Below are 13354 nucleotides of genomic sequence, written 5' to 3'. Positions count from 1 at the left end.
AGTGAAGTAAATGGAAAAACTAGTTGCCTATAAACGCATGCCTGTCTGGAATAAAAACACCATGCCAGAGGCTGTTCAAAGAAAACACAATACTAAGGTCGGAACCTGGGGCAAGATTACCGTATTAAAAGGGGCTCTTAAGTTTATTGAATTGACTGAGGAGGGGGAAGTTATAGCTGAGAACCTCTTTGAAGCAGGTGCTGATAATCCTATGGCACAACCTCAAGCCTGGCACAGAGTAGAAGCTGCCACAGATGATGTAGAATGGTATCTGGAATTTTATTGTAAACCAGAGGATTATTTCCCAAAGAAATACAATACCAATCCAGTCCATTCGGAAGTCTTAGAAGCTATGCAGACGGTCAAGCCATGTAAGGCACTGGATCTAGGATGTGGTCAAGGAAGAAATGCCCTCTTTCTCGCTCAACATGGATTTGATGTTACAGCAGTTGACCAAAATGAGCTATCCCTTGAAATTTTGCAAAGTATCGTAGAGCAAGAAGATTTAGAAATGCCTGTTGGTCTCTACGACATCAATTCAGCTAGCATAGGCCAAACTTACGATTTTATCGTATCAACGGTTGTGCTCATGTTTTTACAAGCAGAACGTATTCCTGCTATTATCCAAAACATGCAAGAACAAACCTCTATCGGTGGCTATAATCTTATCGTTTGTGCCATGGACACGGAGGATTATCCTTGCTCAGTGAACTTCCCATTCACCTTTAAAGAGGGAGAATTGGCCAATTACTACAAGGATTGGGAGTTAGTGAAGTACAATGAAAACCCTGGTCATTTACACCGTCGTGACGAAAATGGCAATCGTATCCAACTACGCTTTGCAACCATGTTGGCTAAAAAAGTAAAATAAAAATCTTAAAACGAATAGAGAAGCTATCAATTTCTATTCGTTTTTTTATATAAAGACTTGAGGGCCAATCAACTGAATTATGCTATACTAGATGTGTAGAAAATGCTTAAGACAATCTATTAACCCATATTTCTATGAAGTTTATAATAAGAAATTTTGAATTTTCCATATAACTAGCAAATTTTTAATAGGGAGGTAGCGCCATGCCTAGTCTTTTAGTCGAACTTTTTGATCATCACACTATCGAGAAAAATGTTTATCAGACTTTTATTTGTGATTGTGATGAGGTTTTATTTCTCTCCCTGAAAAAAATTACAGAAGATGAAAGATTGGCCTTGAAACATTTTTTGTTGGATCAAGTTTCCCATGTAAAGCAAGTGCATTTTAGGCAAATAAGTCTAAATAAGATTACGGATGATTTGAATCTTTTCTTGACTAACTATGATTCAGTGACCTTAGATGTTTTTGGAGGAGATTCGATATTAGCTATTTTTATGTATCAGTATGCTTTGGACAGAAAGATACAACTTCTTGCGATGGATGTTGACCATGGTCTACAGTATGACTGGAAGCTTGGAAAATTGGAGAAAAAGAACCTGGTGGTTCCGACTCTATCCATCCAGCAGTTGATTGCCCTACGTGGTGGTAAACTACTAAAGTCCAAGCAACCTTTCCATACACCTAAACAGATTGCTGCTATCAAAAAACTGGCAAATTTTGCCCTTACAAATCCTGAAGAGTGGTTAAAAGTAACACAATTTTTTGCTTCGGCAAGGACAAGTAATCTTCATTCTGAAACAGGAAAAGAGCTAGAGAATAATGGGAAACGTTATTCTTACCCTAAATCTATCATTTCCCTATTAACAGATGCTGACTTGCTCCATATTGAAGAGGAAACTTCTAAACAGGTTAGTTATACTTTTTCTACCCCCGAGGCCCAACTGCTTTGTCGGAGCAAAGGCCATATTTTAGAACTCTATCTTTACCTTCTAGCGCTAGAGTCAGAGTATTTTGATGAATGTATGATAGGGGCTGAAATTGATTGGAATGGTATTTTCCCTGAGGCTGATAATGTACAAAATGAGATTGATGTTGTCCTTCGTAAAGGTAGGTCCATTGTTTTTATTTCCTGTAAAATGACAGACTTATCAGTAGAGGCTATAAATGAATTAGAACTTTATGCCACCCATTTTGCCGGGGAAAGTTGTCTAAAACTAATTGTTTGTTCTGGGAAAATAAATCCAGTATACATCAATCGTTGTCATGAATACGGAGTCTTGGTCATAAAAAATGATCAGATTTCTAACATCATCCCTATGTTGGAAAAGAAATTAAAAAGAAAAAGGGGATAAGATTCCTCTCTTAATTCGTTAAATAATCCATGAGGCTGGTTTGCTCAGCCTTTTTCTTATCCTTTTCGAATAAAGTAGTAAAGGGGGTATAAATGTTTTTAGCCAGAGATGAAAAAGGAAGCTTAGTCAATGCCTTGGAGGATAAATTAGTCAAACAGAGCTATACTTGTCCAGCTTGTGGAGCTTTGCTTCGATTAAGAAAAGGGAAGAACCTACGGACGCATTTTGCCCATGTATCGCTCAAACAGTGTGATTTTTACTACGAAAATGAGAGTCTAGAGCATCTGGAAAATAAGGTTGCCCTTTTTAATTGGGCTATGAAAAATGACAAGGCCGAGCTTGAATGTCCCATTCCCCAACTAAAACAAATTGCAGATATTTTAGTCAATAAACAGCTTGCCTTAGAAGTTCAGTGTAGTTCTATTTCTCGCCAACTTTTGGAGGAAAGAAGTCTGGGCTATCGAAAAAATGGCTACCAAGTACTTTGGCTAGTAGGTCAAAAACTTTGGTTAAAGGAACGTTTGACTCACCTCCAAAGAGACCTGCTTTCCTTTAGTCAAAATATGGGCTTTCATCTATGGGAATTAGATCAGCAAAGGGACATACTTCGCTTGAAATACATGATCCATCAAGATTTGAAGGGGAATCTTTATTATCAAATAAGGGAGTTTCCTTATGGGCAAGGCAATCTCATAGAGATTTTACGGCTTCCCTATCAGAAGCAAAGAATAGCAAGTATGGATGTATCACAAGATGAAACAATTTGCGACTACATTCGCCAACAACTTTACTATAAAAATCCTTACTGGATGAGGAAACAGGGGGAGGCTTATGCTCAGGGAAAGAATCTACTGAATTTGGATGTTCAAGATTGGTTTCCCCAAGTAAGGCCTATAGAAAATGGTCGATTTTGCCAGATAACTATAGATTTGCAGGACTATTACGACAATTTTCAGGCTTATTATCAACAAAATCCCAAAACTGATACACAAAAGCTCTATCCCCCAGCTTTTTATCAGCAATATTTCTTAAAAAATGTGGTAAAATAGAAAGGATGGAGGAAACTTATGGTATTACAACGAAATGAAATAAATGAAAAAGACAAATGGGATCTATCAACGATCTTTGCTACTGATCAGGCTTGGGAAGATGCCCTCAACCAACTGTCAGAGGAAGTGGAAACAGTTGACCAATATGTAGGTCATCTTTTAGACAGCGCTCAGAGCTTGCTTGAAATCACTGAACGTTCTCTAGAGTTAGAACGCCAGTTGGAGAAGCTTTATGTCTATGCGCATATGAAAAATGACCAAGACACGCGCGAAGCTAAGTATCAAGAATACTATGCTAAGGCTATGACGATTTATAGCCAGCTTGATCAGGCACTTTCTTTCTACGAGCCAGAGTTTATGGAGATTACTGAGGAACAAATGACTGCTTTCTTGGCTGCTGAACCTAAACTTGAGCTCTATAAACACTTTTTTGATCAGCTCTTACAAAAGAAAGATCATGTTCTTTCACAGCGTGAAGAAGAATTGCTTGCAGGAGCCAGTGAAATCTTTGGATCGGCAAGTGAAACCTTTGCTATCCTAGACAATGCTGACCTTACTTTCCCTTACGTTTTGGATGACGAAGACAATGAAGTGCAACTCTCTCACGGAACCTACATACGTTTGATGGAATCAAAAAATCGTGAGGTACGTCGTTGTGCCTATGAAGCACTTTATGCAACTTACGAGCAGTTCCAACACACCTATGCTAAGACTCTACAGACCAATGTCAAAGTCCAAAACTACCGTGCTAAAGTTCGCAATTATGAGAGTGCTCGTCAGGCTGCTCTTGCGGCTAACTTTGTACCAGAAAGTGTCTATGACAATCTAGTGTCAGCAGTTCGCAAACACTTGCCACTTTTGCATCGTTATCTTGCACTACGTTCAAAAATCTTGGGAATTCCTGACCTCAAAATGTACGATGTCTATACACCATTGTCTTCAGTGGAATACAGCTTTACTTATGAGGAGGCCTTGAAGAAGGCAGAAGAAGCTTTGGCAGTTCTTGGTGAGGATTACTTGAGCCGAGTTAAACGTGCCTTCAACGAACGTTGGATTGATGTTTATGAAAACCAAGGCAAGCGTTCAGGTGCATATTCTGGCGGTTCTTATGATACCAACGCTTTTATGCTCCTTAACTGGCAGGACAATCTAGATAATCTCTTTACTCTTGTACATGAGACTGGTCACAGTATGCATTCTAGCTATACACGTGAAACCCAGCCATACGTTTATGGAGACTATTCAATTTTCTTAGCAGAAATTGCTTCAACTACTAATGAAAACATCCTGACAGAAAAATTATTGCAAGAAGTTCAAGATGATGCAACACGCTTTGCAATCTTAAACAACTTCCTAGATGGCTTCCGTGGTACAGTCTTCCGTCAAACTCAGTTTGCTGAATTTGAGCATGCCATCCACCAAGCTGACCAAAATGGTGAAGTCTTGACCAGTGAATTCTTAAATGAGCTTTATGCCGACTTGAATGAAACTTACTATGGTTTGAGTAAGGAAGATAATCCTGAAATTCAATATGAATGGGCCCGTATTCCACATTTCTACTACAACTACTATGTGTATCAATATTCAACAGGTTTTGCAGCAGCTTCAGCCTTGGCTGAAAAGATTGTACATGGTAGCCAAGAAGATCGTGATCGCTATATCGATTACCTCAAAGCAGGGAAGTCAGACTATCCACTTAATGTCATGAGAAAAGCAGGCGTTGATATGGAGAAGGAAGACTACCTCAACGATGCCTTTGCTGTCTTTGAACGTCGTTTAGATGAGTTTGAAGCTCTTGTTGAAAAATTAGGATTGGCATAAGGCAGATGGTAAAGTCTTATAGTAAAAATGCCAATCATAATATGCGACGTCCTGTTGTCAAGCATGAGATTGTTGAGTTCATGCGTCACAGACAAAAGCAAGTGACTGGCTCACTCAAGGAATTAGAGAAGTTCGCTCGTAAGGAAAATATTCCCATCATTCCTCATGAAACGGTTGCTTATTTTCGTTTCCTTATGGAAACCATGCAACCGAAAAACATCTTGGAGATTGGCACAGCAATTGGATTTTCAGCACTTTTAATGGCAGAGCATTCACCTAAGTCAAAAATTACCACTATTGACCGAAATCCTGAGATGATTGGTTTTGCCAAGGAGAATTTTGCCAAATTTGATCAACGCAAACAAATCACTCTTTTAGAAGGTGATGCGGTAGATGTCTTGTCAACGTTGACTGAGACCTATGATTTTGTATTTATGGATTCTGCCAAGTCCAAATATATCGTCTTTCTACCAGAAATCCTCAAACACCTCGAAGTAGGTGGAGTCGTTGTCTTGGATGATATTTTCCAAGGAGGAGATATTGCGAGGGATATTATGGAAGTCCGACGTGGACAACGGACGATTTATCGTGGCTTGCAAAGACTATTTGATGCAACCTTAGACAATCCTGGTTTAATCGCTAGCTTGGTTCCACTTGGAGACGGAATTCTCATGCTGAGAAAAAATGTGGAAAATGTAAGTTTACCAGAAATGGAATAATTTTAAAAAATCGTATAATCCTTCTGTATCAAAAACAGGAGGATTTTTATGTTTCAAACCACCATCAATATAGGCTATGCTCGCGTTTCTACCCACAAGCAAGACTTGGGCTTGGAGGTGCAAATGGAGGCTCTTAAGCACTGCGACCAGCTCTTTATCGAACGTGAATCTGGTTCAAACAATGCACGCCCAGAACTCGAAAAAGCCTTAAAATTGGCTTGTGACCTTTCAAAGGAAGGCAAACAGGTCACTTTTACTATCTATAAGTTAGATCGCCTGACTCGCTCCATGTTCAGATTACTAGAGCTGATTGAACAATTTAATGATTTGGCTATTCAGCTAGTCAGTTTGCATGAAAAACTGGAAACCGACTCGCTCATCGGTAGGTTACTTTGCATCATTTTAGGATTTGTGGCAGAAAGTGAACTGGAAAATCTGCGATTTCGTACCCGTGAAGGACTTCGGAAAGCCAAGGAAAATGGTGTCAAACTAGGTGCCAAGCGAATGTCAAGAGATAAGGAAGAGAGAATTATTGAGCAGTATTTGGCAGGGAAATCAAGCATCAGAACAATAGCAAAAACAGAACGAATTTCGACCTCAACCATCTATAAAGTCTTGGAACGAAACAAGGTAGCCATCAATCGTAAAAATATTTCGCAAAATTCTTGCTAAAAACAAGATAAAATGCTACAATGAAGGCGTAAATATATTTCGATTAACGACCGTTTGGCGAAACATTCAAAATAACAATGTGAATATTTCAGAAAATACGAATTTAACAAGGTTTTGAGCCTATGTTAGATTGGTATTTTTTTGTTTTTTAAGTGTATCGTTTAACGGTCGTTACGCGATACACCAAAACCCTTGTCGCTCAAGCGCTTGAGGTGTATTTTCGAAATACTAAAATCAAAAAAATTAGGATTTTGTAGTATTTGCCCACCTAAAAAGTAATTCTACATTCCTAAGGAGGAAATGATGAAAACAAATAAAGTGACCAAACTTGGTGTTTCTTTGCTATCTGTTGCTGCTCTTGGGGTTGTTGCTCCAGCTTTGACTGATGTGCCTGTTTTTGGGACTACTGTCGTAAAAGCTAAAGAAAGAGGTCCGTTAGAATACACTATCGCATATTATGATAAAGATACCGGGGAGGAAATAGCTCCAAGAAAAACTGGAACTATAAATCCTGGTGAAAGTGTCAATATTTATAGAGATATTGATGGCTATCAGGTGGTCTCGAATTTTGATGAGTGGATGCCCGGTTTTAATGCGACCTACCGCATAGTAAGCGAAAACTTTGGGTTTTCGGACGGGCGTCTATTTATGGATCTATCGTATAAGAAGGTAAATGCGGATGCCAAACCATCAGAAGAAGTAAAACCGGAAACTAAACCATCTGATACACCAAAACCAGAAGTAAAACCTGAGCCTAACCCTTCAGAAACTCCGAAACCAGAAGTTAAGCCAGAACCTAAACCTTCTGATACTTCAAAACCAGAAGTTAAGCCAGAACCTAAACCTTCTGATACACCGAAACCAGAAGTTAAGCCGGCACCTAAGCCTTCAGAGACACCTAAACCAGAAGTTAAGCCAGAACCTAAGCCTTCAGATGCTTCAAAACCAGAGGTTAAGCCGTCAGAAAAGCCTGTTGCTGAAGCTGAAGAACAGCAGAAACCGTTAAAATACCGTATTGATTATCTCGAAAAAGGTTCAGGAGGAAAGAAGGTTGCTGCGTCAGAATTTGGGGTTCTGAATCCCGGTGAGACAGTTAATATTTATAAAGATATTGAAGGTTTCGAGGTGGTTTCACATTATGAGTGGCTACCTGGCTATAACATGGATTATGATACATTAAGCACATATTCTGGTTCTGTGGATGGATACAACTATATGTATCTATTTTACAAGAAGGTAAAACCGGCACCTAAACCTTCTGATACTTCAAAACCAGAAGTTAAGCCAGAACCTAAGCCTTCAGAAACACCGAAACCAGAAGTAAAACCGGAACCTAAGCCATCAGAGACTCCGAAACCAGAAGTAAAACCGGAAACTAAGCCTTCAGAGACACCAAAACCAGAAGTTAAGCCAGAACCTAAACCTTCTGATACTTCAAAACCAGAAGTTAAGCCAGAGCTTAAACCACAAACTAATTCGAATACTGCTCCAACAGCTCCTGTGAAACCTGTTGGGCAAACTTCAAACTCTAAAGCTGACAAACCTACTTCGAAAAAAGAAACTCCAGCTTTGCCAAACACGGGTGAACAAAGTTCTTCACTTTCTCTATTTGGCCTCCTACTTGCAAGTATTGGTCTAGCTGGTCTGACTTACAAAGGACGTCACTAAAAAATTAACTCACGATAAACAAGAACTTGAACTGTTGTTCAGGTTCTTTTTAGAATAAGAAAAACTGGAATCATTTAAAATTTAAAAGCTAGTATTTTTAGTCTTATTTAAGTTATCTGCTTTAAAATATGGTATAATGATTGAGTCGGTCTAAAGAAATTTTCGACCGTTTTTAGAAAAAGGAGTAAACATGAAGAAAAAACTAATGGCAGGAGCCATCACCTTGTTGTCAGTAGCTACTTTGGCTGCTTGTTCAAACAGTTCTGAAGGAACTGACTTGATTAGCATGAAAGGCGATGTTATTACTGAGCATCAATTCTTTGAAGAAGTCAAAAATAATGCGACTGCTCAACAAGTCTTGCTGAATATGACCATTCAAAAAGTTTTTGAAAAACAATATGGTTCAGAAGTAAGTGATAAAGAAGTAGATGATGCAGTTGCAGAAGAACAAAAGAAATACGGTGATAGCTATCAAACGATTCTCGCCCGTTCAGGTATGACTGCAGAAAGCCGTAAAGCTCAAATTCGTACAAGTAAATTAGTTGAGTATGCTGTTAAGAAAGCTGCTGAAGCTGAATTAACAGATGAAAACTACAAAAAAGCTTTTGAAGAGTATACTCCAGAAGTAACGGCTCAAATTATTAAACTTGACAGTGAAGATAAGGCTAAGGAAGTTCTTGCCAAAGCAAAAGAGTCTGGAGCTGACTTTGCACAACTTGCAAAAGACAATTCTACAGACGAAAAGACAAAAGAAAATGGTGGAGAAATTACTTTTGACTCTGCATCAACAGAATTACCAGATGTAGTTAAGAAAGCAGCTTTTGCTCTTGATGTCAACGGAATTTCAGATGTTATCACTGCTCCAGGAACTCAAGCTTATACAAGTAGTTTCTACATTGTTAAGTTAACGAAGAAGTCAGAAAAATCTTCAAACTTGGATGATTATAAAGAAAAACTTAAAACAATCATTTTGACTCAAAAACAAAATGATGCAACCTTTGTTCAAGGTGTTATTAGTAAAGAATTACAAGATGCCAACATTAAAGTTAAAGACCAGGCCTTCCAAAATATCTTTACACAATACATCAAAGGCGAAACAACTTCTGACAGCAGCAGTAGCGCCTCAAACTAATCATAACCACCCGTCTAACGGGTGGTTTGCACCAGGGCTATAAGCCCAAATTACCAGCCAGCGCCTAAAGACGCTGGCTTTCACGTTGTTCAAGCCTCATTGCTCTTGACTCGTCACTTGCCTCTTAAAGAGGCGTGAGTATTACTTGCCACTATCCCTAAAGGGATCCTCATATTCTTTTACACTTAATTTATCTAGTGCTATATCATGCTTTTCCTGATCTTGTATGTATTTCCTTATCGTGGCTTCATTAAGCCCTACTGTACTCACATAATAACCTTCTGCCCAGAAATGCCGATTCCCAAACTTATATTTCAAATTGGCGTGTTTGTCAAACATCATGAGTGCACTTTTACCTTTTAAATAACCCATAAAACTCGAAACACTTATCCTTGGTGGAATACTTACTAACATATGTACATGGTCTGGCATTAAGTGACCCTCGATAATTTCAACTCCCTTATAACTACACAAGCGATGAAATATTTCACCTAAACTACTCCGATATTGATTATAGATGACTTTTCGTCTATACTTAGGGGTGAACACAATGTGATACTTACAGTGCCACTTTGTGTGTAATAAACTATGAGACTTTTGTACCATGGTTTTCTCCTTTCGCTTTACAATTGGCTTGAACACCTTTATTGTATCGCGTTTGGAGTTTTTTTGGTATAACCTTCGACGCGCACCCGCATAGCGGGTGGTTTATTTGTCTCGCACCTCACGGAGCGAGACGGACTAATAGTCACATAATAAAAAAACTATCTATCTTTCTTTTTTAGAAAGTAGATAGTTTTTTTCTATTGGACTTCTTTCAGAATTAGCAGTAGTGCATCTAGTACACGAGATCTTTGTTCTGTAGGAAGAAGTTTCAATTCGTCAATCAGACGGGATATTTTGGGGTCTTCTTCTTTCAGTTGGATATCAAAGAAAGTGTCTAAATCTACTTCTAATGCTTCCATGACTTTTTCTAGAGTTTGAATCTTTAAGTTTGTTGATAGATTTTCTAATTTGTAAACATAATTTGTTCCTAAGTCAGCCATTTCCTCTAATTGTTCTTGGGTATATCCTCTTTCTATTCTGAGTAAACGGATGCGTTTAGAAATGTAGTCTTGCAAATTACTTTTATTTTTGACCATGTAGTACCTCGCTACTTACATGATACAGTCAAACGACTGCATTTTTTAGACTTCAAATAGTTATATTTTAATAAAATGACTTTAAAAAGTTGTATATTGTGGTATAATGAAGGTATAAAAAAATAAAAAGGGGAAACCTATGAAAAAAGAATTGATTGCTTTGACTGCCATAGCAGCAACGGGCCTTGCAACAACTGTAAGTGCAAATGAGGTAGCTGAACCCAATGTAGATAATGCAGGTGGTGTTCGTACTGCTCAAACTGAGCCAGCGTTTAACATTACAGATGCTAAAAACGAACCAGCTTTAGTAGAGAAAGAAGCGCCTAAGAAAGTGGAAGTGAAAACTCCGACTAAGGAGGAAGTCGCTGAACTTGGTGCTACTGCTAAACAAACTCAAGAAGATGCAGATAAGGCAAAAGAAGTCTTGGATCAAGCGAATGAAAATTCTGATAAGGCAGAAAAGAAAGTCGCTGACTTAAAACAAGCTAAAGACGATGCTCAAAAGACTGCTGACAAAGCAACACCTGAAGTTATCAAAGATGCTGAGAAGAAAGTGGAAACTGCTAAAGCAAAAGTTCCAACTGCTGAACAAGGGGTATCTTCTGCGCAAACTGAACAAGATGATGCAGACCGTAATGTTGCTATTCAAGGCAAAACTGTTGGAACTAAACAAGCAGAAGTGACTCAAGCAGAAAATGGAGTAGCTGATGCTAAAACTACCGTTAAAAATGCAGAGGACGCTTTGAATGGTGTTGGTCTTGCTGATGCTAAAGAGAAACAAGACGCAGCAATTAAAGAAGAAGCTACAAGCAAACAAGCACAAGAAGATGCACAAGCAGCTCTTGATGAAGCTAAGAAATTGGATGGTGAGCTTGCTGACCAAATTACTAAAGCTGAAACAACTGTTAAAACTGCTACACAAGATGTAGAGCGTACTGAAAACGAAGCTAAAACTGCGAAAACTAACCGTGATAACGCTCTTGCTATTTACAACCAAGCGGTATCTGTGCTTGACGCACTTCAAGATAGCTCTAAGAAACAAACGATTACTCTTTCACCAGCTTTCATTCAAGCAGTGAAAGATGAAATGGAGTTCCTTCGTCAAATCCGTTCAGGTGTCGAAATGACTGAGGAAGAACGTGATAAACGTACTATGGAGCTTTACGATAAAATCGTAAATGCACAAGTAGAACACAAGAAACTCAACAAATATGTTCCAAGCAAAGCAGACCAAGCAGATGAAACTCGCTACGATATTAACAATCTCCCACAAGCGATTAAAGATGAGTTGAACTATTACGTGGTTGACCTTATCAACCAAATGCGCCATCAACTTGGACTCTCAGACGTTGTTCTTTCAAAAACTTCTCTTGAATTTGCTGATAAGGTTGCAAAAGAATATTTGAAAGCAAACTTCTCTAAAGCTATGAAAGATGACTACCGTGCTAAGGGTGGTGTCGGACACTATGCTAAAGGTGTTAATAAAGTTGCCAAAGAATATGGTATGCCTACGACAGACAAAGAGGAAGAAAACAAGGGTGAACAGTATTATGAAAATACTGTAACCACTTATGTTTTCCATGATTTTGACGATGCTGACGGAGTTTATCGTAAAACTCTTGGCGAAATGAAAGAGCAGTTATATAATGATCTCATCATGCTTGTGTCAACTAAAGGTGACTATGCACACACTCAGGGTATCCTCCAATTCGACTATGCTCATGAAACCATCTACTTCGGTGGTGTAGCACAAAGTAAAACAGACGACTTTTACACTACTCACTTCTTGACTGCTATTCGTAATGAAGAAGTAAAGGACTCTAAATGGGATAAAACACCTATTGCTAACCCACTAAGTAACGAAGCGATTGAGCGTAAATTGAGCGAAGCTCGTCAAGCGCTTGCTGATGCTATGACTGCTCGTGATAACACACAAGCTACGTTTGAAGCGAAAACAAAAGCAGAGTCAGATGCTAAACTTGCTCTTACAAACGCTGAAGCTAATTTGACTGCTTTGAAAAATGGTGAAAGCCCACTTGCCAACGCACAAAAAGCTTTTGATAAAGCAAAAGAGCGTCATGATATGGCAGTAGTTACTCTTTCTAATGCTAACGCTCTTGTTAACACTTTGACTGCTACACAGTCTGTAAAAGAAGAAGCTCTTAAAGATGCGCAAGCCAAATTGAAAGACGCTGAGAAAGTTCTTAAAACTGCACAAGAAGCGCTTAAAGCAGAAGAAGGCAAGATGAAAGAACTTGAAGCGATTGCTACAAGCAAAGCCCAAGCGGTATCTCTTGCTAAGAAAGCCCTTCAAGATGCACAAAAAGAAGTTAAACAAGCCGAAAAAGAGCTTGCAGACCTTAACGGTGCGAAAGCTCGTTTGAAAGAAGCGAAAGCAGAGCTTGAAAAAGCTGAAACTGAGCTTAAAGATGTGTATAAGGCGCAAAACAAAGCTAAATTAGACTACGAAGTTAAGAGCCTTGCAGCAGACCAAGCTCAAACTGCTTACGAAACTGCTAAAGCGAAGTTTGAAGAAGCTGAAGCAAAACGTTTGGCTGAACTTGCAGATGCTAAACGTAAAGAGCTTGAAAAAGCTGGCTACCAACCAGTCCCAGTTTTGGATGAAAAGGGTAATATTGTTGATTACACAGTAGATCAAGTTACTGTAGGAACTAAAGACGATAAAACCTATCAAGCGCCTGCACAAGCTACAAATGCAAAAGCAGAACCTAAGAAACAGCTTCCAAATACAGGAACGAAAGAGTCAGGACTTTTAGCATTGCTTGGAGCAAGTGTTGGACTACTTGCTTTAGCTGGAAAACGAAAATATAGATAAAATAGAAAGGGCGTTACTGCCCTTTTTATGCTATATTTGAGTAAAATTCGAATGTTTATACTGTAAGAGTTTTTTTCTAGGCTAAAAAATGG

General features: G+C 38.7%; 11 protein-coding genes. 9 read left to right on the top strand and 2 right to left on the bottom strand.

From position 1 onward, the window contains the following. The first annotated feature begins 10 nt into the window (after positions 1-10). The 8 genes from tehB (at position 11) to prsA (ending at position 9284) form a co-directional block, all read left to right on the top strand. Positions 11-871 carry an SAM-dependent methyltransferase TehB gene (gene tehB, locus RRU92_RS07755; protein WP_315639229.1) on the top strand — a complete coding sequence of 287 codons (861 nt, stop codon included), beginning with the start codon at positions 11-13 and terminating at the stop codon, positions 869-871. 203 nt (positions 872-1074) lie between these two features. Beyond that, positions 1075-2223 (top strand): hypothetical protein, encoded by a 1149-nt coding sequence (locus RRU92_RS07750; RefSeq protein WP_315639228.1) that lies wholly within the window; start codon positions 1075-1077, stop codon positions 2221-2223. 92 nt (positions 2224-2315) lie between these two features. Further along, the gene (locus RRU92_RS07745; RefSeq protein WP_315639226.1) at positions 2316-3272 is read left to right on the top strand and encodes a competence protein CoiA; all 957 of its coding nucleotides are present in this window, start codon (positions 2316-2318) and stop codon (positions 3270-3272) included. Positions 3273-3290: 18 nt separating this feature from the next. Then, a complete protein-coding gene (gene pepF, locus RRU92_RS07740; RefSeq protein WP_315639225.1) occupies positions 3291-5093 on the top strand; it encodes an oligoendopeptidase F in 1803 nt (600 codons plus the stop codon). A gap of 5 nt (positions 5094-5098) precedes the next feature. Then, on the top strand, positions 5099-5812 hold the full coding sequence (locus RRU92_RS07735) for an O-methyltransferase (RefSeq protein WP_315639224.1): 714 nt from the start codon (positions 5099-5101) through the stop codon (positions 5810-5812). A 48-nt stretch (positions 5813-5860) separates the two neighbouring features. Next, the gene (locus RRU92_RS07730) at positions 5861-6484 is read left to right on the top strand and encodes a recombinase family protein (protein WP_315639223.1); all 624 of its coding nucleotides are present in this window, start codon (positions 5861-5863) and stop codon (positions 6482-6484) included. Positions 6485-6787: 303 nt separating this feature from the next. Further along, on the top strand, positions 6788-8152 hold the full coding sequence (locus RRU92_RS07725; protein WP_315639222.1) for an LPXTG cell wall anchor domain-containing protein: 1365 nt from the start codon (positions 6788-6790) through the stop codon (positions 8150-8152). 190 nt (positions 8153-8342) lie between these two features. Next, positions 8343-9284 (top strand): peptidylprolyl isomerase PrsA, encoded by a 942-nt coding sequence (gene prsA, locus RRU92_RS07720; protein ID WP_000728085.1) that lies wholly within the window; start codon positions 8343-8345, stop codon positions 9282-9284. A gap of 141 nt (positions 9285-9425) precedes the next feature. Here prsA and tnpA read toward each other — a convergent pair whose 3' ends face one another. Together tnpA and RRU92_RS07710 are read right to left on the bottom strand one after the other, a co-directional pair. Next, complete coding sequence (gene tnpA, locus RRU92_RS07715; RefSeq protein WP_315639220.1) at positions 9426-9890, bottom strand: IS200/IS605 family transposase; 465 nt, start codon at positions 9888-9890, stop codon at positions 9426-9428. Positions 9891-10087: 197 nt separating this feature from the next. Beyond that, positions 10088-10426, bottom strand: a complete 339-nt coding sequence (locus RRU92_RS07710; protein ID WP_153224722.1) for a helix-turn-helix domain-containing protein — start codon at positions 10424-10426, stop codon at positions 10088-10090. Between the two features lie 139 nt (positions 10427-10565). Here RRU92_RS07710 and RRU92_RS07705 point away from each other — a divergent pair, with 139 nt between their 5' ends. Continuing rightward, positions 10566-13262, top strand: a complete 2697-nt coding sequence (locus RRU92_RS07705; protein WP_315639217.1) for an SEC10/PgrA surface exclusion domain-containing protein — start codon at positions 10566-10568, stop codon at positions 13260-13262. The last annotated feature ends 92 nt before the right edge of the window (positions 13263-13354 follow it).

The organism is Streptococcus sp. DTU_2020_1001019_1_SI_AUS_MUR_006 (genome assembly GCF_032340315.1).
In the GTDB taxonomy this organism is placed as follows: domain Bacteria; phylum Bacillota; class Bacilli; order Lactobacillales; family Streptococcaceae; genus Streptococcus.
This window is presented reverse-complemented; position numbering and strand designations above follow the sequence as displayed.